The sequence below is a fragment of the Streptococcus sp. HMSC071H03 genome, from assembly GCF_001813035.1.
GTDB classification, from domain to species: Bacteria; Bacillota; Bacilli; order Lactobacillales; family Streptococcaceae; genus Streptococcus; species Streptococcus anginosus.
This window is the reverse complement of record NZ_KV811176.1, coordinates 39,842-64,091: the sequence shown is the minus strand read 5'-3', so window position 1 is coordinate 64,091 and position 24,250 is coordinate 39,842. Positions and strand designations below refer to the sequence as shown.

The following is a 24,250-nucleotide window of genomic DNA, read 5'->3' as shown; positions in this document are numbered from 1 at the left end:
TGATTGAACTCACTTTTCAAGCCCAATCGTTTTCATTTTTTGTTGAATTTGTTGATACACCTGATTCCAGTCATTTGGATTTGCAATATCTAAATCATCCGTTGCAATTCTCATTTTAGGACTATAATTGTAATCTTCATACCAATTTTGATAATGCTTGTAAAGCAGCTGATAGTAGTCAGCGAGCCCATTTTCTTCATTTGGTTGCTCATAATCGCGACCACGTTTTTTGATATTGTTCATAATATGATCGAAACTTCCGTCTAAATAAATCAACAAATCTGGCGCCTTCTTAGGCAAACCTTGGATTTCTTCCATCATATTGTCCAAAAGTTCCAAGTAGATATTGTACTCTTGCTCACTAATGCTACCTTTGAGGGTATTGATGTAAGTAAACAGAGCATCTTCATAGATAGAACGATCTAGAATATTGTTGTCATCATGATAAGCCGCTTTGATCATTTTAAAGCGTTTATTTAGAAAATAAATCTGCAAAGCAAAACCATACTTATCAGGATCTTCATAATACTTATCCAAAATAGGATTTTCTTCTACAGGCTCAAAAAAAGGCTGTGTTCCTAATTCCTCGGCTAATCGATAAGTGTAAGTCGTCTTACCTACCCCAATCATGCCCGCTAAAATAATCACTATCTTCCTGCACCTCCAAAATCTATCTAATATCAGGTCATCAGCTTCAGTAAAAACACCATATATTGTGCTAAAAAAAATAATAACACAATATATTGATGGCGTCAAGATATAAAACTTCTAAATGTACAAACAAAAATAACTTTGTACAAAGAAGCACGATTAGCTCTAATACAAGCATTATTTTTAGGATTCTCCATTTGTGACAGTAAATTTGATATGCGAATAATCTTTTTCTAAATCTTTTCCTTTCAAAAAAGCCGTCGCATCTTTTTTAATCTGAATGAGGTCAATTCCTTGCGCTTGTGCTGCAAATACACAACCACAATAACATTGGCGGTAAATGTCGTACTCCTCGCACATTTCGACTGAGCGCTTATAGCCTTGATTTTTCTTGAAATCACTAGGAAGATACTGCGTTGCATAAACTTTCTGTACTTCAATTCCAACGCTATTGATTGTCTGCGAATTTTTATGAGGGCTGATTGTCAAGGCACTTCCAAAATAGTCAAATCCCAAATCAACCGCCACTTGTGCCGTTTTATCCAAGCGATAATCATAGCAAACTTTACAACGATCGCCACCTTCCGGCTCTTCTTCCAAACCGTGTACTGTTCGGAAAAATTCTTGTGGCTCATAGGGGGCTTCTAAATATTGAACATGATTACCAGTATTTTCATTGAAATCGTGAACAAATTTTTGGGCAACATAGGCACGGCGTTGGTATTCTGCTTTGGGGTGAATATTTGAATTGGCAAAATAAACCGTCACGTCCGCATACTGGGTTAAATACTCCAGCGTATAAGTTGAGCAAGGTGCACAGCAGGTGTGCATCAAAATCGTAGGACGCTTCTGGTCTGCTTCCCAAACTTTGACCATTTTTTGCATCACGCGGTCGTAATTGATCTTTTGATTGGGATTCATCTTGCTCAAAACGTCTTCAACATCAATCATCGTTCTCTCCTTAGAAATGTATCACTATTTTACCACAGAAAGAGAGTGGAGACAAATGGACAAAAGAGAATGGCTTTTTCAAACAGCATTAATTTATCAAGCAAGAAAAATAAAGTTCTGGTTCTTTTGGCTCTCTTTGTATTGATTGTACATGTACCCAGCTAAAAACTTTAAAAAAAGTGAGTTTGGATTTATCAAATCCAAACTCACTTCGCTTTTTATATCCTTCAAAAGCACGTTTGCGCTTCAACATAAAAGCAATCTCGTGCAACATTAAACATCGTTAAGAGCTGTATGAGAAAAACAAATCTTCTCTTATTCATCAAATAATTCGTTGATTTTCTAGCTTGTTTTACTCTTTAAACTCTCTATATCTTAAATTACATCATCCCGCCCATCATACTTGGATCCATTGCTGGAGTTGGACTGGCTGGTTCTGGTTGGTTAGCAACAACTGCTTCAGTTGTTAAGATGAGGCTCGCTACTGAAGCTGCATTTTGAAGGGCAGAACGAGTAACCTTGACTGGGTCAATAATCCCAGCATCAATCATGTTCACCCATTCACCTGTAGCAGCATTAAAACCAGTTCCAGCTTCCGAATTTTTCAAGCGGTCAATGACGATAGAACCTTCAAATCCTGCATTCAAAGCGATTTGGCGAACAGGTTCTTCTAACGCACGAAGAACGATGTTGCGACCAGTTGCTTCGTCACCTGACAACTCTAGCGCTTCAACGGCACTTAAAACATTGACAAAGGCTGTTCCACCACCTGAGACAATTCCTTCTTCAACAGCGGCGCGAGTTGCATTGAGGGCATCTTCAATGCGGAGTTTCATTTCTTTGAGCTCTGTTTCTGTTGCAGCACCAACTTTGATGACAGCCACACCGCCTGACAATTTCGCTAAGCGTTCTTGGAGCTTTTCACGGTCAAAGTCAGACGTAGAACTTTCGATTTGGGATTTGATAACACCCACACGGTTTGCAATCGCTTCGGCATCACCAGAGCCTTCAACGATAACAGTGCTATCTTTGTCCACAGTCACTTTTGAGGCTTGTCCAAGCGCTTCAATCGTTGCATCTTTCAATTCCAGACCAAGATCTTCTGTAATTACTGTACCACCAGTCAAGATAGCAATATCTTCTAACATTGCTTTACGACGATCCCCAAATCCTGGTGCCTTCACAGCGACTACATTGAAAGTACCGCGGATTTTATTCAACACAAGAGTTGGAAGAGCTTCACCGTCTACATCATCTGCGATAATCAAAAGCGGACGGCTTGTTTTCAAAATACTTTCCAGCAAAGGAAGAATTTCTTGGATATTAGAAATCTTCTTATCTGTAATCAAGATATATGGATTATCTAAATCAGCAACCATTTTTTCATTATCTGTTACCATGTATTGAGAAAGATAGCCACGGTCAAACTGCATACCTTCCACAACATCAAGCTCTGTTTCCATTCCTTTTGATTCTTCAATAGTGATGACACCGTCGTTGCCAACTTTTTCCATAGCTTCAGAGATGTATTCTCCGACTTTTTCACTGCGTGATGATACGGCTGCAACTTGCGCAATGGCTTCTTTATTAGAAACCGGAACAGAATTTGCTTTTAAGGCTTCAACAGCTGTTGCAACAGCTGTTTCAATACCACGACGAATGCCGATTGGGTTTGCACCAGCCGTTACATTTTTGATTCCTTCACGGACAATTGCTTGCGTCAACACAGTCGCAGTAGTTGTTCCGTCACCAGCGATATCATTGGTTTTTGATGCAACTTCTGACACCAACTTAGCTCCCATATTTTCAAAATGATCTTCGAGTTCGATTTCTTTTGCAATGGTTACACCGTCGTTTGTGATGAGTGGTGAGCCAAATGATTTTTCAAGAACGACATTGCGTCCTTTAGGGCCTAAGGTTACTTTAACGGTATCTGCCAAAATATCTACACCACGCACCATGGCGCTTCTTGCATCTGCTGAAAATTTAATATCTTTTGCCATTTTTACAATTCCTCTTTCTATAAATTTTTATTTATTCAACAATCGCTAAAATATTTGCTTCATTGACAACGAGGTACTTTTCTTCGCCGTCTTTGACTTCAATTCCCGCATGGCTTTCAACGAGAACGGTATCACCAGCTTTTACGCTTGGAGCAACGAGTTCACCGTTGAGTGTACGAATTCCATCCCCGACAGCTACAACTTTTGCTGTCTTTGTTGCGTCTTGTCCTGCACCTGCAATGACAAAACCACCAACTTTTTGTTCTTTTTCTTCTACTTTTAAGACCACACGGTCGCCTAATGGTTTAAGCATTTGTTTACCTCCAATATCTTGTTTTAGCACTCTACAAGTGCGAGTGCTAATATTTACATTTTCTATTGTATCACTTGGTCAGAAATAGTCAAGAAAAAAACTCTGTCAAACGACAAAGTTTTTAGGGGGAAAGCAAATAAATTTTTATCGAACCAATCTTAATTTTTCTTCAAAATCATCAATGACTCTTTGAAGATTCAGTCGTCCTTTGTAAATACCATAACCAAAGACAAGCATGGCTAATATTCCCAACACTGCTAGGATTATTCCAAGAACAAAGGCAATGAGATTGGTTTGACAGAAGAAATAGATCAGAACAAGACCGATACTAGCAATAGTAAAGAAGAGACTAAACCAACGTCCGAGATTTTCAATCATGTGTTTTTGATATTGAATTTCCGTTTCATATCCTTGAATCAATTCTTGTTCTGTCATAATTTTCTCCTATTTTTAGTATTTCAATCCTGGGTTGAAGAATCCAACCAATACACCAAGGAAGGCTACTACAACGAGAAGTAACATTACTTTAATTGGTGAAAGGTTTTTCTTCGCCATCAACCACCAGCAAAAGACGATAAACAAAGCTGTCAATAGACCTGGATAGACACCGTCTAATTGATCTTGTAGTACCAAGAAAGCTTTTCCTGAAGAGTCTTTCAATTTGAAAGCTGTCTTAACAGGTACCCATGTCGCTGCAACAGCACCGATAACCATACCACCAATGATAGAAACAGACTTACGGATAGCTTGTCCTTGAGGTCCGACAAGAAATTCAACTGCTTTGTCACCAAGTTCATAGCCTTTAAAGTAGGCAAATTTCATACCGAAGTAAGCGAGCAAGTTCCAAACAACGATATAGAAAATTGCACCAAGTGGTGAGCCACCATTTGACAAACCGAGAGCAATACCTAGTATAATCGGAATCAAGGTACCAACAATCAGTGAATCACCAATCCCTGCAACAGGTCCCATCAGACCAGCACGAAGACCGTTGATTGTTTCATCATCTACTCCATCAGCCCCATTCGCACGCGCTTCTTCTAAACCTGCTGTAATCCCTACAATCAATGCACCTAATTGCGGCTCCGTGTTAAAGAATGCGGTGTAGGTGTGCATTGCTTTTGCTTGATCTTCTTTTTTAGAATATAATTCTTCCACGATTGGCAGCATTGAAGCTAGGTAGCCAAATGTTTGCATGTGTTCTTGTGAGAAGCAAGTTAAGTTCCCATAATACCAATGATGGAAAGATTTTCCTAATGTTTTTTTCGTTAATTTAACCATTTTAAATATCCTCCTCATCGTCGTCATCATCAAAACTTGCACTTGAAGCTGCTTGTGCTCTTACATTTTTAGCCATTTGAATTTCATAGAATAATACTGCGAAAATCAATGAAATTACTGCACAAGATACAAGGTTAAGTCCTAGTGAAGCTGCTAAAGTAAATCCAACAAAGAATGGAATGAAATCAACAGCTTTTTCAACGATTTGTTTTAAGAGGATGGCAATTCCGACACATGGAAGGAGAGAGCCGACTGTAAAGAGGGTTTTCATTGGAATACCATCCAATGGAAGAGCTGTTTTTAAAGCAGTAACCGCATCGGCACCTAATTTACACATAATAAGCGTTGGAAAGAATGAGAATACTAAATGGGAAATCCATGGGAAGCCCCAGTCTACCATGTACAGGCGTTTAAATTCACCTTTTTCAACAGCTTTCCAACCAATATGTTGCCAAAGCAAGTTCATAGTAGCGGTACCATAGAAAAGAACTGTACCGACTGTACCAACGAGTGTTCCCATTGATTTAGCCAAGTTAGCAGCGTCTGCAGAGTCAAGTGATAGTCCTTGCGATTGAATGGCAACCATTGCCAGAGGAATCCCAATATAAGAAACCGCACGCACGTCAGCTGAAACCGTACCACCAGGTGTTACCAAAGCGATATAAACGAGCTGCATAGCAACCCCACAGATGATACCTAATTTCACATCTCCTAGGATCAGTCCTGAAACTAAGCCACCTACAAGTGGGCGTCCAAGAGTATAGTTACCAATAGAAGTACCACCTAGGCCAGGCATGGATGATAGACAGGCAAATAACCCTAGTAAAGCGGCTTGAAACCACGAAATTGTCATAATAAAGCCTCCTTAATGCTTATTATATTTTGTTAAAAACCAAATTTAGACTTGAAATCGTCCCAATAGCCAATAGACACATCTGGTAAGAGTTGGAATTTTACTTTATAGCCAGCTTTTTGAATTGCTTCAAGCGCTTCAGCTTCTTCCTGTGTAATGGATTGGTTGTTTCCTAATTTAGTAGCGCCTGGACGATCATTAGCTGGACCAACAATGATTTCTTTGACATCACCAGGAACAAAACCCTGATCAACTAGTATTTCTTTCATGTCAATTGGATTTTTAGTAATCAAGAAATAGCGACTATCGGAATCCAATACCTTTTGTGATTTTTCTTTCCATGCTTCTTTTGTCCAAACGAATGTTTTTTTATCAGAAGCTGCTTTGTAGGCTTGTTTCAAAACTGTATTTCCTGCTGCAGCATTATTGACAGCAACTAAGCCGTCACAAGGATATTCTTTTGCCCAACGAGTTACTGTTTGACCGTGAATCATACGGTCATCAATACGTATAAATGAAATTGTCATGATAAATCTCCTTTTTAATCTTTTTTAAATATCGTCTTCATCCTCTTCGTCACTAGCAACTACATCAAATTTTTGCAGCGCTGCGGATGCTTCTGAGAGAATGGCTTGTGCCAATTCTTTTCCTTCCAACATATCTTTCATCACTAAGCCTGTGAGTGCCATTGTCAAATTGAGACCACCAAGTACGACTGCAGTGTTTAACTTGCCAAGTTCTGATAAAACATTGCAAGCTGTTGTCAAAGGGCTTCCTCCGACAATATCTGCTAATACCAAAACCGTATCTTCTGTTCCCAGATTTGCTAACGCTTGACGAAAGTCAAGAGCGAAATCATCAACGGATTTGCCCTCTTTCAGACCTACTGCAATGACTTGGTCGGTCTTATCCCCAGCGAACATCCTCAAAGAGCTTTGCACACCTTCTGCTAGTCCACCATGACTGACTAGTACTAGATATTTCATGTTCTTTCCTCCTTCATTTCCTAGCCTTATTTTACTAAATCTGGAACCGGTTTCACATTGTCAAATGTCACTTTGTAAAGATGACATTTGTTAGTTAAAATATGACAAATGTCATATAGTTTTTCAAAAGAAAAATAGGCAGCTTTGAGCTCAATCTCTCATCTGACTATTTTGATATTTATTCTTCGTTAAATCTCTATTTGCCTGTTTCTTCTATTTCCCTTTGAATGCTTGGTAAGATACTGTCTATTTCATTGTTTTTGAGAGCATTTCCTAGTAAATAATCTAGGCGTTCCAAAGAATGATAATCTAAGTCTCTGCTAATATCTAACACCGAATGCTTCATCATATGATCCAGTCGTTGCGATGTCAGCGAATCCAGTCCAAAGTCATCTGCCTGTAAAATCTTTTTCGTCTGACTGCTTTTAACAACTGATAACAAGACTGATGTCCCCTGCGACTTTTCAAATAGTTCTTGCTGATTTTTTTGATTTTGACACAATAATTTCATAAATTCCCAAGCTAATTTATCCTGTTTTGTCTTTGAAGACATAGCAAAAAGAGATGTTTTCACTTGGGTCGCAGGAATGCCCGCTTTAGCGGCCGGCATAGGAATGCAGGTCCAAGAAAATCTAGAATATTTTGCCACATGGTAGGGATAGGGTTTGTAGGTTCGATATTGAGCCAAACTCATTGGATAAAAGGCGACCTTACCTTCATCAAAATCATTTGACGTTACCTTGTACCGTTGATTTAATGAATCCAATTTACTGATAAAGGAGAGTGCCTGATGCATTTCTGCGCTATCAACATTGACACCACTTTGATTTCTCAGATGACCATTATAAGCTACTAAGGCCTGCTTCCAGGTATAATCCGTAATACCATACTGGTCAATCAGACCGTCCCCGTTTGTGTCCTTTGTGACTTTTTGACAAATCGCATACAAGTCTTCTAAAGTCCAATTAGAGTCAGGAATCGAAACTCCTTCCTTTTCCAGTAAATCCTTATTGACACACATCATGACAGGATTGCTTTCAATCGGTAAAGCATAGCTATGCCCTTGATATAGTCCTGCTTGGTAAGAAACCGGATAGTAAGCTGCAACGTCTTTTTACTGAGCAAAGAATCTAAGGATTTGAAGGCACCAGAAGCCGCTAACATCGAAAAATCATTTTCAGGAACCATAAACACATCTGGCTGTTCACCTTTTAAAATTTTTTCAGCTAGCCAGCCGTCGTAATCTTTCTTAGGAATACCACTCTCATAGACCACTCTAACTTGTGAATGTGACTTTTCAAATTGTCGAATAATATTGTCTAATATTCTATTTTCACGGCTATTTGGGACATCCCAGCTGCTGCCTGCATACACTCCAATTCGCAACATTTTCTTCTGAGTAGATGTCCATAAAACAAAGCTAAGGGGCACTAAAAGGAGAGCCGAGATGAACATCGTCAAATACCTCATCCGCCACTTCATTTGTCATTGTCCTTACTAAAATCACGTTGGGTAACACCTGTCTGCACAGCCCAAATAGCTAATTGCGTGCGATCTCGCAAATTTAATTTCGTCAGAATGCCTGACAAGTAATTCCGCACTGTCCCTTCAGACAAGAACAACTTCGCTGCAATTTCCTTGTTTGATACTCCAAAGCCAATCTGCTGAATAATCTTCCACTCAGTCTGACTCATGTCTTCTACATTTTCTTCCGCAACAGAAATTGCAAAATTCGACTGCGCCATTTGTGAAAAGATTTTAAACACTTTGCTAGCAATGTTCGGATTAATCATAGCTCCGCCTTTGTGAACCGTTTGAATAGCTTGATACAATTCTTCAGTAGAAACTCCTTTTAAAATGTAACCAGAAGCTCCGTATTTCAATGCTGAAAAAATGAAATCATCGTCATCAAAAGTTGTTAAAATGATAATTTTGATATCTGGATAGTGCTCCTTGACCGCTTTTGTACAGAGAACGCCATCCATAACAGGCATTCGAATGTCCATCAAAATCACATCTGGATGTATATGGTGAAGTTTTTCGAGCACTTCCTTACCGTCACCGACTGTTCCCACCACTTCAATATCTGAATGAGCCGATAAAATAATTTGTAAAGACTCACGAATCAAGGCTTGATCATCTGCAATTAAAACTTTAATCATTCTTTCCTCCTATTTTCGGAATTTCAATATGAGTATAGAAACCGTTGCGATTTTCAAAATGAACACTCCCACCAATAATCGCCAAACGCTCCTGCATTTGTTTGAGACCATAACCATAGTGAAGCTCGTCAAAGCCGACCCCGTCATCTTGAATGGTCATGATATAATTTTCTTTTTCCAATAATTCAATCCAAATCGTCTTGGCGTGTCCATGCCGCACCGAATTTGTAATGGATTCTTGAATCACCCGAAAGACAATATCTTCTTTTGCAACATCCAAATCAATCGTGTCCCATTCATAGAGAAAATGGATTTCTAAATTAGAAATGGCTTCGTACTCTCGAATAATTTTAAGCAGTGCTTCTTTTAAACTATTGTTTTCTAGAGCGCCAGGACGCATTTTATTGAGCGAGCCTCGCACATCGCGGATACCGTCTCGCACAACCACAGAAACATTTTCCAACTGCTCCTTAGCACGATTTTTGTCAATATCCACCAATACTTTAACCGCATCAATCCCAGCTGAAATTCCTGTCAAAGCATGCCCTAATGTATCATGGATTTCTCTGGCAATCCGCTTTCTTTCACGGTCTTCCGCAATTTTTTCAGATAAGGCTAAATAACTATTCAACTCGCGATTGGCTTGTGCCGCCATCCGCAATTCTTCTTCAATATGATGTTTTTCGGTCATCGCAGATAAAATATAGAATAGTAGAGAAATCATAAAGACAACTAGATTCAGTGAAAAGAGAAAATTCTTTCCAAAAAGGAGAGCCATGCGAATCGATTCTGGACAAAAGCGAATGCAGGTATCTAACGAAGGCAATTTGACAAAAAGCGACATTAAATCATAGTTGGATAAGAGCAACATGGTAAAACTCAAAATGATAAAGGAAAACCAGTATTTCCGATCTTTTGAGGTGTTAAATTCTTTGGAACCATAAAAAATATCTGCAAAAACTAAGAGAATCAGACCATTATAAGAAGAATGCAAGACAGAAAAGATAACTAACATCAGCAAAATCTCAATAATAGTTACTTTATCATAAACGGATAGCTGATTTGGATGCTTCTCACGGTAATAAAAAACCAACAATAAGCAAGCATAAAAAGCAATAGACATCCAAAAGCTAAAACTCGGCGATCCTGGTATAGCATCTAAACGTCCTAACAGTGAATGAGCATATCCTTTTGCCACTACATAATTCGTTGCAAAAAGATAAATAGAGGCATTATAAACAATGGCAATAAAATTGATGACCATTAAAGCAATCTTGCTATAAAAAATACTTTTATTTTGTCTCATTATTGCCACCCTGTAATTGTATATTGAGCGATATTCTCTTTATTTACTAAATGAACAGGAATGAGATATTCCTCTTTGTAAGCTTGATGTTTCATCATGCGCTCAATCACTTCTGTCACCTTTCTGCCCATTTGAATCGGAGACTGAGCAACCGTCCCTTGAATATCATTGGTATTTGCCAAGAAATTTTTAATATCAGGTGAGCCATCTACGCCATAGATTGCAATCTTGTCTGTCACACCTTGATCTTTTATAGCCGCAAGAGCTCCGATAGCTGCACGATCATTTAAAGACATGACCACATTAAATTGCATCCCTTCATTCAGGGCTTTTTTTACTTGAGGCATACTTTCTTCTGTTTGCCCCAATGTCTCTCGCTCAGAGACCACCTGATAAGCAGGATGCCCTTTAATCGTGTCTAAAAATCCTTGAATTCGGTCCATCGCAGACACAGCGTTATGATGTTCCAATAGTAAAATCTTCGCACTTGACAATCGTTTCATCATATCGTTTGCTATCAACACACCGGCTTGATAATTGTCTGATACAATAGTAGTATCAACTTTAGCATCTTTGCTAACAGGTGCATCCACAACAATAATCTTGATTCCCGCTTTTCTGGCTTTATTTAAAGAAGTCAGAATCTTTGGACTGTCACTCTTAACTGGGTTTATAACAATCACATTTACTCTTTCTTGAACAAAATAATCAATCTGCTGACTTTGCTTGTCTTCGTCTAATTCTGGGTCCCGCACATAAAGTCGACTTCCTTGTTGATTGGTTTTTTTCTCAATTTCAGCATTTAAGGTTTTATAAAAATCATTGTTCATCGTCATATAGGTCGCTCCTATCTTGACTTGCTTGCTATCTGATGAATTCCCTTTTACATAGAGGAAAACTAAGCCAGCCAATACAAGGACAAACAGAGAAAATAATAGATATTTACGATAATAGCGACATTGCTTTTTTCCCTTACCTACTCCCATTTTTTCTCCTTATTAACACCAGTCTCAAACAGAAAACTCTGTTTTATCTAGATTTATTATATTATATTTATACAAAAAAGCAAAACCTCGTCAAGAAAAAGCAGTGTAAGAAACTTGAAAAATTCCCCTCACTTTCTTGTTTTTAAGCTCAAATTGAAATCAAAAACAATACCTTCTCAGACTGTTAACTTCTATCTTGCGCATGTTATTCGTACTTTGTTGAAAGCATAAAATGTTGACTTTTTCGCTGACTAGAGACAAGCTAGACTGGATGTTGTCCAGCCTAGCTTGTCTTTATTAAAATGGCAATTCCTCTTCTTCCAGAACCAAGTCTGCCAAATCTGCACCAGCATTATTCTCACGAAGAGCTCGCTGTGCACGGCTTTCTAATAGCTGAAAGCCATTGCAAAGTACTTCTGTAACATAGTGGGTAACATTGTCCTTCTCATAGCGGCGAGTGCGAAGTTCACCATCTAGCGAAATCAAGCTACCTTTACTTGCATAACTTGCTAAGGTTTCAGCTAACTTGCCCCAAACAACGACATTGACGAAGTCTGCTTCTCGTTCGCCATTTTGCCCTTTGTAGCGACGATTGACAGCAAGGGTTGCACGCGCCACAGATTTATCATTAGCTGTTTTGTTTAACTCTGGTGTATTCACCAAGCGACCGATTAAAATTACTTTATTATACATTTTGCTTTCCTCCTAACTATTTATTCGTAAGAGAAAAGAAAAAATCGTGAAAATTCACGATTAAAAACTAATTTATTGCTTACCCTTGCCAATGCTTAGCTGGATCAAAGGCTGTTCCTACTACTTCTGAACTTGCTAATTCAATAATCCCACGTTTTTGCGGAGCATTGGGCAATTGTAATTCACGAGGGCTGCACATCATACCAAAACTCTTTTCTCCACGCAACTCACCAGGAAAAATCAAGTTTCCTTTTGGCATCATAGCACCCGGAAGCGCCACAATCGTCTTGAGACCTACTTTAGCATTAGGCGCACCTGCTACGATTTGAACCACTTTATCTGCTGCTACTTTTACTTGACAAATATTAAGGTGATCACTATCTGGATGAGCTACCATTTCCACAATTTCACCTACTACAAATTTTGGGGAAAGATCATTGACTAATTCTGGTTCAAAACCTGCTTGGCTCAATTCTTGATTCAGAATTGAAATTTCTTCATCTGTCAGAAAAACTTGCCCACGTTCGGTAATATTAAAAAGATTAGAAACCTGAAAAATATTCCAAGCAACTGTTTCTCCATTGTCCAAACGATAAATACGCGCTACGTTTCCCTTGCGTTCAGCAGCTAACTTAACTCCTTGACCGTCTGCAACAATCACCATCAGCACGTCTCCAACGTGCTCTTTATTATATGTAAAAATCATTATTTCTCCTATATGTTCAGTTTAACTGGGCTAAAAATTCATTGATTTGCGTCTTCGTTTTTCGCTCGCGATTAACAAAACGACCAAATTCTTGTCCATTTTCTAGGACTACTAGGCTAGGAATCCCATACACATCCCACTTTTTGGCAACTTCCATATAATCGTCACGATTGACCTCAACAAAGGTAAAATCAGGATTTTCTGCTTCAATCTCAGGCAAAAAAGGTTTAATAAAACGACAATCTCCACACCACTCGGCTGTGAAAAAGAACACAATCTTTCCTTCGCGTTTCACAAATGATGCCAATTCTTCTATATTTGCTGGAATCATCATTGTTCTTCCTCATAGGTCAATTCACCGTTTTCATACACAAATGTGAGGTGTCGATTATCTTCATACACCACACCACCAACCAATCGATGCTCATCTGACTTGTATAATTGCACATATAGTGTGGCAATATCGCCTAGCTCAGACAAACTTTTCCGAATTTCAGCAACTAATTGCTCACGCCACTCAGCTTCTTTTCGTTCGTCCAACGTTTTTTTAGTCGCATAAGCTGCAATCCCTACTCCCGCAAGTGCAGCCGTTGTTAATAGAATCTTTTTAGCTTTCATGACAATATTTTAACACAAAAGATAAATTGGGACAAATCGAAACACTACTGTTTTTTATCTTTGAATGCTACCCAACTATGATAGAAAATGATAAAATAAGAACAGAAAGAAGGTTAATGATGTCAGAATTATTTTCAAAAATCAAAGAAGTAACAGAAATTGCTGCCGTTTCAGGGCATGAAGCGCCTGTTCGCAATTATTTGCGTAAAAAAATCACTCCTCATGTAGACGAAGTCATAACTGACGGCTTAGGAGGCATTTTTGGAGTGAAACATTCAGAAACTGTTGATGCACCGCGTGTCTTAGTAGCTGCCCACATGGATGAAGTTGGCTTCATGGTGAGTGAAATCAAACCCGACGGAACTTTCCGAGTCGTTCAAATCGGAGGTTGGAATCCACTGGTTGTCAGCAGCCAACGCTTTAAATTATTTACTCATACAGGAGACGAAATTCCTGTTATTTCAGGCTCCATTCCACCGCATTTGACACGTGGAACAGGTGGACCAAGTCTACCAAGGATTGAAGACATCGTTTTTGACGGTGGGTTTGCTGATAAAGCGGAAGCTGAAAGCTACGGGATTCGTCCCGGTGACACGATTGTGCCAGACAGTTCCGCTATCCTCACAGTCAACGGCAAAAATGTCATTTCTAAAGCTTGGGATAATCGTTACGGCGTCCTCATGGTAAGTGAACTGGTTCAGGCACTTTCTGGACAAAAACTTGACAACGAACTCTATGTTGGGGCAAACGTCCAAGAAGAAGTTGGCTTGCGTGGTGCTCATGTTTCAACGACTAAATTTGACCCAGAAGTTTTCCTTGCGGTGGACTGTTCGCCTGCTGGCGACATTTACGGAGATCAAGGAGCTATTGGAGAAGGGACTCTGATTCGTTTCTTTGACCCAGGTCACCTCATGTTGCCAAATATGAAAGATTTCCTTCTAACAACGGCAGAAGAAGCAGGCATCAAGTATCAATACTACTGTGGCAAAGGTGGAACTGATGCCGGCGCCGCTCATCTCAAAAACGGTGGTGTGCCTTCTACAACAATCGGTGTCTGCGCACGTTACATCCACTCTCATCAAACACTCTACGCAATGGACGACTTTCTACAAGCTCAAGCTTTCTTACAAGCTCTTGTTAAGAAATTGGATCGTTCAACCGTTGATTTGATAAAAAACTATTAAAAAATGCATATTTGAAAAGGCTGTAGACAGTGATGTCTCAGCCTTTTTCTGCTCTCGTTTTTTCACTTATTGTTTAATCCCATTAACTTACGTAATTCGGGGATTCGTTGCAACTGTGGGACAATGAGCATTGTCACAACTACTCGTAAAGGAATTTCAAAAACAGACCATGCCCGAGTAGCGTATAGTGCAACAAAGGGTACTCCATATTGTAAATGGAGAGCTAAGGGCGTTAAGGTAAAGGTCCCTACTCCCATAACAGCGACAGTTGCTAGTGTCACCCAAAGCCAGTCTTTCTTCCGTTCAAATCGTAATTCTTTGCCATAAAAGAAATAACCATAGAGAATACCTTGCAAGGCTTCAATCAATGTAAACCAGATAATGAATGGTTGCCCCTGACTCAAAAAGAAAAAGGAAAGCATATCATATACGGCAGAAACCAGACCAGATAAAATCGGACCAGCGACACTTCCCATAAGGGTATAACCAATGAAAGCTGGGCTCAGCTTCAACAAACGAGGGATGACAAAGATTGAAAACTTCTCTAAGACAAAGCAGAGAGCTACAATCATAGCAAGGGCAACCAAAAGTTGCACCGACAACTTAGGCGAGTTTTTTCTCATATTCGCTCCTTTTCTTTCGGGAGCCGTCAAAATGACAGCGGATGCAATGGTCTACCGCACAAATGTTTCGTTGTATGGCAACATCCCATCCATACACACTTAACGCAGACCACTTACTCTGTGCAAATGAATTGCTCTTTCATTCTATCACATTTTAACTATTTAGAAAACCTCCTTTTACCTATCGCTTATTAGATATTTTCTCACATTTGCAAGGAAATAGAGAGAGCCTGTGATGAGCAGCAGCTCTCTCTCTCCATGCTTGACTTTTTTGTATTGCTCCAAATAAGGCAACCACTCTACATATGCTAACTTTTCTCGCTTTGCCAAACCTTGCATTTCTTCTGTTGAAAAACTCCGTGAATCCTCAAATGTAGTGAGAAATAATTGAGATTTGGAAACAGTTTTTAACAAAGCAACCATTTCATCCAAGACCTTGGTCTGAATACAAGAAAATAAAATGTGCTTTTGATAATCTGGGAAATAGCTTTCTAGGGAAGCTATCAGAGCTTTCATTGCATGAGGATTGTGCGCACCATCTAGCAAAATCAACGGTGCATTTGTAATTTTCTCCAAGCGAGCAGGCCAATACGTTCGTTTCAATGCCCGTCGCACCTCATTTTCACTCAACAATGATAAACCTTTCACGCTGCAATATTGATCACACAGTTCAATCGCCAGTCCCGCATTTTCAACCTGATGAATGCCCAAAAGAACAGTTTGATAGTCTTCTTTCTGCCGAAAGGCATTGGAAAAGAGGAAGTTTTCTCCCTCTTCTAAAACTTGCACAGACTCCACCTGATAATCTTTCCCATAGCGGACATGAGAAGCCTGATGTTGCTGAGCAATAGTGTGAATAACTGCCAGTGCTTCTGAAGAAATCTTGCCTGTCACCACTGGTACCCTCTCTTTGATAATACCTGCCTTTTGCACTGCAATGTCTGCCAGTGTGGTACCTAAAATAGCCATGTGATCTAGTCCGATTGTCGTAATAGCTGTCAAATCCGGTTGACACACATTAGTACTATCCAATAAACCACCCAGACCTACTTCCATTATGACCACATCTACCTCTTGCTGGCAGAAATAATCATAAGCCAATGCTGTGATAATCTCAAACTCTGTTATTTCCTGCAATATCGTATCATCTGCCTGCTTTTTTAATAACTCTTGATAAGATTGCAATAAAGAATAAAAGTCTTCGTCTGAAATAGGCAAGCCATTGACTGCAATTTGCTCATTATAATGAGTAAGATAAGGCGATGTAAATGTTCCAACACACAACTTCTTTACTTGCAATAGCTGACGTAAATGCGCAATCGTTGAGCCTTTTCCATTGGTACCTGCAATGTGAATGACCGAGATTTGTAAATGAGGATTACCTCGCAATGCTAATAGTCGTCTTACTCGTTCTAAGCCTAAATGCGGCTCTTTTGTTTGGTATTGGTGCAACCATCCTAACTGTTCTTCCTTTTGTATCATTGTCCTTCTCATCCAATCTATAATGCTCTCATTTTATCATAGAAGTGGGATTTCTACAAAAGGAATTTACCAAAAAATGATCAAGAAAAGAAGAGAAAAGCTATTGCGCACCAAATGACTGAAAACAGAGAATTCCAAACGAGGAAGCGGCTTGGGAATAAAGAGCGAAAACAGAAACCCTAAGCCCGTATAAACGATAAAACAAGCCAAGTCAGCTGGATTTCGTAAAAGGATAAATAACAAACTCCCTATCACAAAACTCGTTCGTGCTTGGTCTTTTGAAACTAAAAAATGAATAATAAATGACCATACTTCAGGCACCAGAGCTATCACATCAACACCCAACAAAAAAAGAGAGGAGTGGATGAATAGGCTCATAAATAATTGTTGACTTTCTGAAACAGTTGCCGCCCCTTCTAAAATCATCAGATAAACTCCTATCGCATTGATAAACACCATCATGAGATAAGATAATCGCAGTAGAGGCCAATAACGAGCCGTTAAGATTTCTGATTTAAAATCTGTTAACTCTCTGGAAAAATAGCGAAAATAAAGCAAGCCACAAGAAAATAGAATGAACAAAAATACAAAACTTGACTGCTGAAAGGTCAATGTTTTGGACAACGGCGTCGTCAGCAATACCAAGGCAATCTGTGTCAGAACGATTAGCAAACTCATTTGAAGAATATTTTTTATCTTTCTCATTTCAACTCCTTTTTCTACCTTTTTAGTATAAAATATTTCAAAGGTTTCCTCAGAAGATGCCCTAAAAAGTTATTTTTTATCTTCAAATAGTAAAAAATGAAAGCAAAATAAAATACATTTCCCTCAACAGTCCTTCTTTGTCCCACACCAACAAGTCAATGCAAAGTACCAACTCAAAAAAACAGGCAAAATCTCTTTTGGATTGTCTCCAATTAAGATTTTTCCTGTTTTTTGAATGATAATTTAGCTCTTGTTTTAGATCTATTTATTTATCTTCCTTCGTTAAAATTGCAAGTGTTTCAAGAAGATTGTCAACATGCACTTCAATGGTATCACCTGTCGCTTTAATTTTGACTTCAACGATGCGGTCAGCAGCTTTTTTCCCGATCGTCACACGGATTGGTAGGCCAATCAAGTCACTATCGCTGAATTTCACACCAGCGCGTTCATTACGATCATCTGTCAAGACCTCGTAGCCAGCTTTGAGCAGCTCCGCTTCTAGTTGTTCTGTCAAAGCAAGAGCTTCTTCATCTTTGACATTTACAGGGATTAGATGCACATCAAATGGTGCTAATTCTTTCGGAAAATTGATTCCCCAGACATAGCGATAATCTCCTTTTGGTGTCTTATTGACAAAGAGACGAGCGTGTTGCTCCATAACAGCTGATAAGAGGCGACTGACACCAATACCATAGCAGCCCATTACGACAGGAACTGCACGACCATTTTCATCTAAAACAGTCGCATTCATGCTTTCTGAATAACGAGTTCCTAATTTAAAGATATGTCCAATTTCAATGCCGCGTGCAAATTTCAAAACGCCTTGTCCGTCTGGTGAAACTTCTCCTTCACGCACCTCGCGAATATCTACATATTCTGCTGTGAAGTCTCGCCCTGGATTGACACCTGTCAAATGATAACCGTCTTCATTCGCACCAACAACTGCATTGCGAACGTCCTCCACCTTGCGATCTGCGATGATTTGAACATTTTCTGGAAGATGAACGGGTCCAAGAGAACCAAAGTTTGCACCAAACAGTTCACGAACTTCTTCTTCGCTTGCCGGTTCAAAGAAATCAGCACCCAAATAATTTTTCAACTTCACTTCATTCAGTTGATCATTTCCGACAAGCAGAGCCACGATAGGCTTTTCGTCAGCAATGTAAACCAAGGTTTTGATTGTTTGACTTTCATCAACATGAAGAAAAGCAGCGACTTCATCAATTGACTTGCAATCTGGGGTTTCTACACGCGTTAATTCCTCTTCTGCTACAACACGATTGCTTGGTTTGTATTCATTTGTTGCCATTTCAAGGTTTGCAGCATATCCTGACTCACTCGAATAAACAACAGTATCTTCACCAGACACCAACCAGCTCGTCAATTCTTCTTTTATCGCTTCTTGTACGTCTGTCGGAATTTCATCAAAGCTAGTGACTGACTTGTCTAGAACAACCCAGCGCGTAAGGTCGATACGGTCAGGTGTAATGGCCATAAATTCTTGGCTATCCTTTCCACCCATAGCACCACCGTCACCGATAATCCCTTTGAAATCAACCTCACTTCGTGTAAAAATATTCTCGTAGGCCGTCTTATACTCATCGTAAGTCACATCTAGGCTATCATAATTAGCATGGAAGCTATAACCGTCTTTCATGATAAACTCACGTGTCCGCAATAAGCCATTTCGAGGACGCTTTTCATCACGGTATTTAGCCTGAATCTGATAAAGATTAAGCGGTAATTGCTTATAAGATTTTACAGAATCCCGTACAATTGCGGTGAATGTTTCTTCATGAGTGGGTCCCAAGATAAAATCTGAACCTTCGCGATTTTTTAATTTATAAAGATCTTCACCGTAGGTATCATAACGACCTGATTCACGCCAAAGGTCGGCACTAAGGAGGGCTGGAGCTAACATTTCGACCGCACCGATTTTTTCGAATTCTTCTCGCATGATTTTTTTTACTTTTTCAATCACGCGATTAGCCAATGGTAAGTAAGAGTAAACACCTGCTGAAATTTGGCGGACATAGCCCGCACGCAGCATAAGTGCATGACTGATGACTTGTGCATCACTAGGCATTTCACGTAGTGTTGGGATTAACATTTTACTTTGTTTCATAAATTCTTCCTTTTATTTATTATTTAGAATTCACCTTTTAAAAGAAGGTTCTCATAATATCATTCCAGGTCACCGCAATCATTAGGAGTACCATAACAGCGACACCTGCCAACGTGACATAGGTTTCTGTTTCCTGTTTCAATGGCTTGCGACGAATGGCTTCAAGAAGATTGAGCACAATCTTTCCACCGTCAAGCGCTGGGATAGGAATGAGATTAAAAATACCAATATTTAGAGATAGCATAGCTAATAAAGCGATAACACTTTCAATTCCGCCTTTAGCAGCGTCACTACTGGCTTTGTAAATCGCCACAGGACCGCCTAGTTTATTGATGTCTGGGTGGAAAATTAAATTTTTTAAAGCGTCAAAGATGCGGAAACTAGCGTTCCAAGCCATGCTAAACCCACCCGCGATCATAGACGGAAAATCTGATTTCAAGCCCGGCATCACTCCTAATAGATATCTTCCTTGCTCTTTTTTAGGCTTAACTGTCAGCTCTCGAACTATATTTCCGCTTTTAACCGTCACATTTAGTTCTGACTGCCCTTTACTGTTTTTCGTCTCAGACTGAACAGCTTGAGTCAAATCCGACCAATTCTTGATTTCTGCTTGACCAACTTTTAAAATCTGGTCGTTATTTTTTACACCAGCTTGTGCCAAGGCACCGTCCTGTAAGACACGAATGTGATTTGTATTGGGATTGGCAACGCCACCCTGCATGAAAATCAACAACAGAAAAGCTACAATCCCCAAAATGAAATTGTTCATCGGTCCTGCAAAGTTGGTAATGAGGCGCCCACCTAAACTAGCATTTTGATACTGCACATCAAGCGGAGCAATCCGAACCTCTGTACCGTCTTCTTCTACGATTGTTGCGTCATGGTCAACCGCATAGGTCTTTTGTTCATCTAGTACCAAACCAGTGATTTCAAGCTTATCTTCCAAATCAAAGCCTGTCACATTCATGGGCAAAGCGGTTTGATCAATTTTCTTGCCCGAAAGGTTGATTCGGACGACCTTACCTGCTTCATTTAAAGTCAAACTAGCAGGTGTTCCGGTTTTAATCTCGGTCGAATCTTCGCCCCAACCAGCCATACGAACATAGCCACCCAGCGGTAACATCCGAATGGTATACGCCGTACCGTCTTTTCCGATATGAGCAAAAATTTTCGGGCCCATTCCAATAGCAAACTCCCGCACCAAAATGCCCGATTTTTTCGCAAAATAGAAATGTCCAAACTCATGAACAACTACAATAATTCCAAAAACAATGATAAAGGTGATAATTCCTATAATACCAGACTGCATTACACCAACCTTTCTACTTTCTGACATGATCATCTTACTGAATTGCACCCAGCAAATCAAGATTACTTCACTCGGCTTAAGATTTCCTTATAAAGTTCATTCACAAAGAGACTGGGATGAACGCTCCCCAGACTCTTACAATATATTATTTTTACAACAAAACGCAGTGGTGAGAAACTCTGTTAACTTTAGTCAATTTAGAGTTCCTATGCACAATTGATTAGGTACTTTAGTGCCAATCAATCACTGTCGAGTGGCAGTTCTAATCCCTTACTAGGGAAAGAACAACAACTATCCTAGTCAACTGTGCAGAGGGGAGTAACAAAATAAACTTCTTGCGAAATATTGATTTTTTATCTCATCTTCTCAGATTTCATTTTTCTGTGAGTGATTACAAAACAATCACGTTAGTCTGTCCCACTTCATTTTACCATTCTCATTAGAACAATCCAAAGAAATGCATCAAGGGAAAGACAAACAGCATGCTGTCAAAACGATCTAACACACCACCATGTCCGGGTATAAATTTACCAGAATCTTTGACTCCAAAATGGCGCTTAATCGCACTTTCTACCAAATCCCCAAACTGTCCTGCAATACTAAAGAATACTGTGGAAAGAAGCATGACAAACATATGATGAGGTGCGGCAACGTTTCTATCAAACAACATAAAAATAAATGTTACAAGGACTGCTGAAGCAATGCCTCCTAGGCTGCCCTCAACAGTTTTATTTGGTGAAACATGAGGAGCTAAGCGACGTACGCCATATCTCCGTCCGACCAAGTAAGCTCCGCTATCCGTTGCCCAGACGATAAACAAGGCTAAGAGCACTTTGTCAAAACCAGCTACCCGTGCATCTAGCAAAGCATTGAAGCCAATTCCCACGTAAAAACTCGCAGCGATTGGATAAGCCGCATCTTCAAAACTGTAATTTTTCCCTAGAACAGTTGAGCCTAATAGAAGAAAAACAACTAAACTATAGGCCACAACATTTCCATCTACCGGCAAAAATTTCAAATAGTTTTCGAGTGGAATCGTCAGCACAAAACCTGCTAACATGGCTAAGACACCTTCTAGTGTGGTACTTCTCAGCCCTTTCATTTGCAGCAATTCATGAACACCCAACATGGCTAGAAGCCCCATTCCAATTTGCAGAAGAGCGCCTCCTATCATCAAAACTGGAATGAAGATAGCAAGTGCCACTCCGCCAAAAATAACACGTCTTTGTAAATCCTTATCCATAAATTCTCCTACACACCGCCAAATCGACGATTTCGTTTACTATATTCTTCAATAGCTGCTTTCAAAGCTTTCTCATCAAAATCCGGCCATAAAATGTCTGTAAAATACAGCTCACTATATGCACTTTGCCAAGGTAAGAAATTACTCAAACGCAATTCTCCGCTCGTTCGAATGACCAAATCCGGATCGCGCAATAATCGAGGTAGACTGCTGGTTTGTAGATAATTGGCAATTATCTCTTCATCAATCTCGCCCGGACTGAACTTGGCGTCTAACACATCTTGAGCAATCATTTTAACCGCCTGAACAATCTCAGCACGACCACCATAATTCAAGGCAAAATTCAGAATCAAGCCTGTGTTGAGCCGCGTTAATTCTTCTGCTTTGCAAAGCGCATCATACGTTGCCTTAGGCAGCCGCTCCGTATCCCCAATCATTTGAATTTTTACGTTATTTCTATGCAACTCAGGCACATAACGGTCGTAAAATTCAACCGGCAAGTTCATGATAAAGCTGACTTCTTTTTCAGGACGCGACCAATTTTCTGTGGAGAAAGCGTAAACCGTCAATACTTGGACACCCAACTCTTTAGCTGCAATGGTAACGTTTTGCAAAGCTTCCATTCCAGACTTGTGTCCGAAAACGCGCGGCTGCATTCTCTTTTTAGCCCAACGACCATTCCCGTCCATAATAATACCGATATGTTTTGGTATTTGTAACGGAACTTCAATTTTTTCTTTTTTCTTAAAACTAAACATCTGCTTGTTTTCCTAATAAAGTTTTACATTTCATTATATCATAAATCCTCTAAAAATGGGATTTATGCTAAATTTCAGATAAAAAAGAAGCCGAAACATAAAAATTTTAGCTCCAACTTCTTTTTCACATTATTTTACGATAAAAATTAAATGCTTTATCTTTTTTAAATTCCTATTCTGCTAAGGGAATATTTATTACTTGGTTAGCTTGGGCGTCAAAATAGCTAATTGACAACGTCAAAGTAGTAAAAGAATTATTCTTAAAAGTTGTAAAAGAAACCTTTCAAACAAAAATAAAAAGAACTGGAGAAACTCCAATCCCTTTTTCTAGCTTAAAACACTACTATTCTTCTTCAATAGCTGTATCTTCTGACATATCAACACTTCCGTCTGCACCAGCAACTGCTGTGATTCCCTCTGTGAGAGGTAATACGGTCTTGATAGCTGTTAATTCAAATGTCAAGTAAACACCGTCTACATCAAGGACAACTGTTTTCTTTTCAGTATCGACTTCATCAACCGTACCATACAAGCCACCAATCGTAATGACTTCATATCCTTTTTGTAGTTTGTTCAAGCTTTCCATCCGTTTGTCTGCTTGTTTCTTTTGAGAACGTTGCATGAAGAACATCAAGCCCATCATCACAACCAACATGATTAAAATTGAAAAACCGTTACCCATTTTAGTCTCCTTTAGATTTCATATATTATCTACTATAGCAGATTCCTAAAGAATTTACAAGGAAGGGCTGAAATTTCTAAAAGGATTCCTCCTTAAACCTGACTAGCAGCGAATTCTTTTGACAGTATGCTCTGCTTTTTCCAAAAAGCGTAAAAAGTCAGCATAAGCGATATTGAGCGTTGTTGTATTGACAAAAGGATGAAAACCCACGGTCAAGTTCGGATCAACCTCCTCGTCCACAATCAGCTGGACTTTCTTTTCCTTATCAAAAAGCAGCCCAAAGGGTGTAACCGCACCTGGCTCTACCTGTAAAAGCTCCTCCAGCTCCTTATCATTGGCAAATGATAATCGTTTTTCATCAAGGATTTCTGCCAAATGCTTGATATCTGCCGTTTTTTCGTCCCGCAAAATGACCAAATAAAATTGACGTCCCTTTTTATTTTTCAAAAAGAGATTTTTGACCTGTTGCCCCGGTAAGACAATTCCTTTTTCAGCTGCCTCAATAACGGAAGAAATTGGTTCATGATCCAGACGATTATAAGAAATTTTCAATTCATCCAACAGCTGATAAATCATACTTTCCTTTGTCATCTTCACACCTCCGAGATAAAATTTCCTATTTTCATTATA

The 24,250-nt window shown here is 39.4% G+C and carries 26 protein-coding genes, 1 pseudogene and 1 riboswitch; of the genes and pseudogenes, 1 reads left to right on the top strand and 26 read right to left on the bottom strand.

What is annotated here, in order from left to right:
- Nucleotides 1-9: 9 nt before the first annotated feature.
- The 17 genes and pseudogenes from HMPREF2887_RS09900 to HMPREF2887_RS09815 form a co-directional block, all read right to left on the bottom strand.
- Entirely contained in the window at nucleotides 10-648 is a 639-nt protein-coding gene (locus HMPREF2887_RS09900) for a deoxynucleoside kinase (RefSeq protein ID WP_021001252.1), read from the bottom strand.
- A gap of 186 nt (nucleotides 649-834) precedes the next feature.
- Nucleotides 835-1,602, bottom strand: a complete 768-nt coding sequence (locus HMPREF2887_RS09895) for an epoxyqueuosine reductase QueH (protein WP_021001251.1) — start codon at nucleotides 1,600-1,602, stop codon at nucleotides 835-837.
- A gap of 380 nt (nucleotides 1,603-1,982) precedes the next feature.
- Complete coding sequence (groL, locus tag HMPREF2887_RS09885; RefSeq protein ID WP_021001250.1) at nucleotides 1,983-3,605, bottom strand: chaperonin GroEL; 1,623 nt, start codon at nucleotides 3,603-3,605, stop codon at nucleotides 1,983-1,985.
- Between the two features lie 31 nt (nucleotides 3,606-3,636).
- The gene (groES, locus tag HMPREF2887_RS09880) at nucleotides 3,637-3,918 is read right to left on the bottom strand and encodes a co-chaperone GroES (RefSeq protein ID WP_003026909.1); all 282 of its coding nucleotides are present in this window, start codon (nucleotides 3,916-3,918) and stop codon (nucleotides 3,637-3,639) included.
- A 144-nt stretch (nucleotides 3,919-4,062) separates the two neighbouring features.
- Nucleotides 4,063-4,353 carry a PTS fructose transporter subunit IA gene (locus HMPREF2887_RS09875; RefSeq protein ID WP_003026912.1) on the bottom strand — a complete coding sequence of 97 codons (291 nt, stop codon included), beginning with the start codon at nucleotides 4,351-4,353 and terminating at the stop codon, nucleotides 4,063-4,065.
- A 15-nt stretch (nucleotides 4,354-4,368) separates the two neighbouring features.
- The gene (locus HMPREF2887_RS09870; protein ID WP_021001249.1) at nucleotides 4,369-5,199 is read right to left on the bottom strand and encodes a PTS system mannose/fructose/sorbose family transporter subunit IID; all 831 of its coding nucleotides are present in this window, start codon (nucleotides 5,197-5,199) and stop codon (nucleotides 4,369-4,371) included.
- Nucleotide 5,200: 1 nt separating this feature from the next.
- Nucleotides 5,201-6,052 carry a PTS mannose/fructose/sorbose/N-acetylgalactosamine transporter subunit IIC gene (locus HMPREF2887_RS09865; protein WP_021001248.1) on the bottom strand — a complete coding sequence of 284 codons (852 nt, stop codon included), beginning with the start codon at nucleotides 6,050-6,052 and terminating at the stop codon, nucleotides 5,201-5,203.
- A gap of 32 nt (nucleotides 6,053-6,084) precedes the next feature.
- Entirely contained in the window at nucleotides 6,085-6,579 is a 495-nt protein-coding gene (locus tag HMPREF2887_RS09860; protein ID WP_021001247.1) for a PTS sugar transporter subunit IIB, read from the bottom strand.
- A gap of 24 nt (nucleotides 6,580-6,603) precedes the next feature.
- On the bottom strand, nucleotides 6,604-7,038 hold the full coding sequence (locus HMPREF2887_RS09855) for a PTS sugar transporter subunit IIA (protein WP_021001246.1): 435 nt from the start codon (nucleotides 7,036-7,038) through the stop codon (nucleotides 6,604-6,606).
- Between the two features lie 196 nt (nucleotides 7,039-7,234).
- Nucleotides 7,235-8,520: pseudogene (locus HMPREF2887_RS09850) on the bottom strand (ABC transporter substrate-binding protein).
- Entirely contained in the window at nucleotides 8,517-9,200 is a 684-nt protein-coding gene (locus HMPREF2887_RS09845; RefSeq protein ID WP_003030916.1) for a response regulator transcription factor, read from the bottom strand. The pseudogene HMPREF2887_RS09850 and the gene HMPREF2887_RS09845 overlap by 4 nt, the downstream one beginning before the upstream one ends.
- Nucleotides 9,193-10,506 carry a sensor histidine kinase gene (locus tag HMPREF2887_RS09840; protein WP_084741158.1) on the bottom strand — a complete coding sequence of 438 codons (1,314 nt, stop codon included), beginning with the start codon at nucleotides 10,504-10,506 and terminating at the stop codon, nucleotides 9,193-9,195. Before HMPREF2887_RS09840 ends, HMPREF2887_RS09845 begins: the two co-directional genes overlap by 8 nt.
- Nucleotides 10,506-11,492, bottom strand: coding sequence for a sugar ABC transporter substrate-binding protein (locus tag HMPREF2887_RS09835; protein WP_003026932.1), 987 nt, complete (start codon nucleotides 11,490-11,492; stop codon nucleotides 10,506-10,508). The genes HMPREF2887_RS09840 and HMPREF2887_RS09835 overlap by 1 nt, the downstream gene beginning before the upstream one ends.
- Nucleotides 11,493-11,789: 297 nt before the next feature.
- Nucleotides 11,790-12,185 (bottom strand): single-stranded DNA-binding protein, encoded by a 396-nt coding sequence (locus HMPREF2887_RS09830; RefSeq protein ID WP_003026935.1) that lies wholly within the window; start codon nucleotides 12,183-12,185, stop codon nucleotides 11,790-11,792.
- A 79-nt stretch (nucleotides 12,186-12,264) separates the two neighbouring features.
- On the bottom strand, nucleotides 12,265-12,891 hold the full coding sequence (gene ytpR, locus HMPREF2887_RS09825) for a YtpR family tRNA-binding protein (protein WP_003026939.1): 627 nt from the start codon (nucleotides 12,889-12,891) through the stop codon (nucleotides 12,265-12,267).
- Between the two features lie 16 nt (nucleotides 12,892-12,907).
- Nucleotides 12,908-13,225: a thioredoxin family protein gene (locus HMPREF2887_RS09820; RefSeq protein WP_003026942.1), complete on the bottom strand. Its 318-nt coding sequence runs from the start codon at nucleotides 13,223-13,225 to the stop codon at nucleotides 12,908-12,910.
- Nucleotides 13,222-13,509: a DUF4651 domain-containing protein gene (locus HMPREF2887_RS09815; protein WP_003026945.1), complete on the bottom strand. Its 288-nt coding sequence runs from the start codon at nucleotides 13,507-13,509 to the stop codon at nucleotides 13,222-13,224. Before HMPREF2887_RS09815 ends, HMPREF2887_RS09820 begins: the two co-directional genes overlap by 4 nt.
- Nucleotides 13,510-13,628: 119 nt before the next feature.
- On the opposite strand from HMPREF2887_RS09815, the gene pepA reads away from it, so the two are divergent.
- Nucleotides 13,629-14,693, top strand: coding sequence for a glutamyl aminopeptidase (pepA, locus tag HMPREF2887_RS09810; protein ID WP_021001243.1), 1,065 nt, complete (start codon nucleotides 13,629-13,631; stop codon nucleotides 14,691-14,693).
- Nucleotides 14,694-14,755: 62 nt separating this feature from the next.
- Here pepA and HMPREF2887_RS09805 read toward each other — a convergent pair whose 3' ends face one another.
- From HMPREF2887_RS09805 to HMPREF2887_RS09765, 9 genes are all read right to left on the bottom strand, one after another.
- Nucleotides 14,756-15,316, bottom strand: a complete 561-nt coding sequence (locus tag HMPREF2887_RS09805; protein ID WP_021001242.1) for a folate family ECF transporter S component — start codon at nucleotides 15,314-15,316, stop codon at nucleotides 14,756-14,758.
- A 33-nt stretch (nucleotides 15,317-15,349) separates the two neighbouring features.
- Nucleotides 15,350-15,439, bottom strand: a riboswitch (THF riboswitch).
- Between the two features lie 54 nt (nucleotides 15,440-15,493).
- Entirely contained in the window at nucleotides 15,494-16,798 is a 1,305-nt protein-coding gene (locus tag HMPREF2887_RS09800; protein ID WP_003026955.1) for a bifunctional folylpolyglutamate synthase/dihydrofolate synthase, read from the bottom strand.
- A gap of 66 nt (nucleotides 16,799-16,864) precedes the next feature.
- Nucleotides 16,865-17,503: a hypothetical protein gene (locus HMPREF2887_RS09795; RefSeq protein ID WP_003026958.1), complete on the bottom strand. Its 639-nt coding sequence runs from the start codon at nucleotides 17,501-17,503 to the stop codon at nucleotides 16,865-16,867.
- 265 nt (nucleotides 17,504-17,768) lie between these two features.
- Complete coding sequence (locus HMPREF2887_RS09790) at nucleotides 17,769-19,628, bottom strand: proline--tRNA ligase (protein ID WP_021001240.1); 1,860 nt, start codon at nucleotides 19,626-19,628, stop codon at nucleotides 17,769-17,771.
- Nucleotides 19,629-19,665: 37 nt separating this feature from the next.
- Entirely contained in the window at nucleotides 19,666-20,937 is a 1,272-nt protein-coding gene (locus HMPREF2887_RS09785) for a M50 family metallopeptidase (RefSeq protein WP_021001239.1), read from the bottom strand.
- A gap of 439 nt (nucleotides 20,938-21,376) precedes the next feature.
- A complete protein-coding gene (locus HMPREF2887_RS09780; RefSeq protein ID WP_003026966.1) occupies nucleotides 21,377-22,180 on the bottom strand; it encodes a phosphatidate cytidylyltransferase in 804 nt (267 codons plus the stop codon).
- A gap of 8 nt (nucleotides 22,181-22,188) precedes the next feature.
- On the bottom strand, nucleotides 22,189-22,938 hold the full coding sequence (locus HMPREF2887_RS09775; RefSeq protein WP_021001238.1) for an isoprenyl transferase: 750 nt from the start codon (nucleotides 22,936-22,938) through the stop codon (nucleotides 22,189-22,191).
- A gap of 343 nt (nucleotides 22,939-23,281) precedes the next feature.
- Nucleotides 23,282-23,620 carry a preprotein translocase subunit YajC gene (yajC, locus tag HMPREF2887_RS09770; RefSeq protein ID WP_003026971.1) on the bottom strand — a complete coding sequence of 113 codons (339 nt, stop codon included), beginning with the start codon at nucleotides 23,618-23,620 and terminating at the stop codon, nucleotides 23,282-23,284.
- A gap of 102 nt (nucleotides 23,621-23,722) precedes the next feature.
- Nucleotides 23,723-24,211 carry a prolyl-tRNA synthetase associated domain-containing protein gene (locus HMPREF2887_RS09765; RefSeq protein WP_003026974.1) on the bottom strand — a complete coding sequence of 163 codons (489 nt, stop codon included), beginning with the start codon at nucleotides 24,209-24,211 and terminating at the stop codon, nucleotides 23,723-23,725.
- Between the last annotated feature and the right edge of the window lie 39 nt (nucleotides 24,212-24,250).

What these genes read in the sequence shown, in the direction of transcription:
- HMPREF2887_RS09800 (WP_003026955.1), bottom strand. Translation starts at nt 16,798, where the DNA reads ATGATACAAAAGGAAGAACAGTTAGGATGGTTGCACCAATACCAAACA.
- yajC (WP_003026971.1), bottom strand. Translation starts at nt 23,620, where the DNA reads ATGGGTAACGGTTTTTCAATTTTAATCATGTTGGTTGTGATGATGGGC.
- groES (WP_003026909.1), bottom strand. Translation starts at nt 3,918, where the DNA reads ATGCTTAAACCATTAGGCGACCGTGTGGTCTTAAAAGTAGAAGAAAAA.
- HMPREF2887_RS09845 (WP_003030916.1), bottom strand. Translation starts at nt 9,200, where the DNA reads ATGATTAAAGTTTTAATTGCAGATGATCAAGCCTTGATTCGTGAGTCT.
- HMPREF2887_RS09895 (WP_021001251.1), bottom strand. Translation starts at nt 1,602, where the DNA reads ATGATTGATGTTGAAGACGTTTTGAGCAAGATGAATCCCAATCAAAAG.
- HMPREF2887_RS09855 (WP_021001246.1), bottom strand. Translation starts at nt 7,038, where the DNA reads ATGAAATATCTAGTACTAGTCAGTCATGGTGGACTAGCAGAAGGTGTG.
- HMPREF2887_RS09815 (WP_003026945.1), bottom strand. Translation starts at nt 13,509, where the DNA reads ATGAAAGCTAAAAAGATTCTATTAACAACGGCTGCACTTGCGGGAGTA.
- HMPREF2887_RS09790 (WP_021001240.1), bottom strand. Translation starts at nt 19,628, where the DNA reads ATGAAACAAAGTAAAATGTTAATCCCAACACTACGTGAAATGCCTAGT.
- HMPREF2887_RS09785 (WP_021001239.1), bottom strand. Translation starts at nt 20,937, where the DNA reads ATGCAGTCTGGTATTATAGGAATTATCACCTTTATCATTGTTTTTGGA.
- HMPREF2887_RS09820 (WP_003026942.1), bottom strand. Translation starts at nt 13,225, where the DNA reads ATGATGATTCCAGCAAATATAGAAGAATTGGCATCATTTGTGAAACGC.
- groL (WP_021001250.1), bottom strand. Translation starts at nt 3,605, where the DNA reads ATGGCAAAAGATATTAAATTTTCAGCAGATGCAAGAAGCGCCATGGTG.
- HMPREF2887_RS09805 (WP_021001242.1), bottom strand. Translation starts at nt 15,316, where the DNA reads ATGAGAAAAAACTCGCCTAAGTTGTCGGTGCAACTTTTGGTTGCCCTT.
- HMPREF2887_RS09775 (WP_021001238.1), bottom strand. Translation starts at nt 22,938, where the DNA reads ATGTTTAGTTTTAAGAAAAAAGAAAAAATTGAAGTTCCGTTACAAATA.
- HMPREF2887_RS09835 (WP_003026932.1), bottom strand. Translation starts at nt 11,492, where the DNA reads ATGGGAGTAGGTAAGGGAAAAAAGCAATGTCGCTATTATCGTAAATAT.
- HMPREF2887_RS09840 (WP_084741158.1), bottom strand. Translation starts at nt 10,506, where the DNA reads ATGAGACAAAATAAAAGTATTTTTTATAGCAAGATTGCTTTAATGGTC.
- HMPREF2887_RS09795 (WP_003026958.1), bottom strand. Translation starts at nt 17,503, where the DNA reads ATGAGAAAGATAAAAAATATTCTTCAAATGAGTTTGCTAATCGTTCTG.
- HMPREF2887_RS09875 (WP_003026912.1), bottom strand. Translation starts at nt 4,353, where the DNA reads ATGACAGAACAAGAATTGATTCAAGGATATGAAACGGAAATTCAATAT.
- HMPREF2887_RS09870 (WP_021001249.1), bottom strand. Translation starts at nt 5,199, where the DNA reads ATGGTTAAATTAACGAAAAAAACATTAGGAAAATCTTTCCATCATTGG.
- ytpR (WP_003026939.1), bottom strand. Translation starts at nt 12,891, where the DNA reads ATGATTTTTACATATAATAAAGAGCACGTTGGAGACGTGCTGATGGTG.
- HMPREF2887_RS09765 (WP_003026974.1), bottom strand. Translation starts at nt 24,211, where the DNA reads ATGACAAAGGAAAGTATGATTTATCAGCTGTTGGATGAATTGAAAATT.
- HMPREF2887_RS09780 (WP_003026966.1), bottom strand. Translation starts at nt 22,180, where the DNA reads ATGGATAAGGATTTACAAAGACGTGTTATTTTTGGCGGAGTGGCACTT.
- pepA (WP_021001243.1), top strand. Translation starts at nt 13,629, where the DNA reads ATGTCAGAATTATTTTCAAAAATCAAAGAAGTAACAGAAATTGCTGCC.
- HMPREF2887_RS09860 (WP_021001247.1), bottom strand. Translation starts at nt 6,579, where the DNA reads ATGACAATTTCATTTATACGTATTGATGACCGTATGATTCACGGTCAA.
- HMPREF2887_RS09830 (WP_003026935.1), bottom strand. Translation starts at nt 12,185, where the DNA reads ATGTATAATAAAGTAATTTTAATCGGTCGCTTGGTGAATACACCAGAG.
- HMPREF2887_RS09865 (WP_021001248.1), bottom strand. Translation starts at nt 6,052, where the DNA reads ATGACAATTTCGTGGTTTCAAGCCGCTTTACTAGGGTTATTTGCCTGT.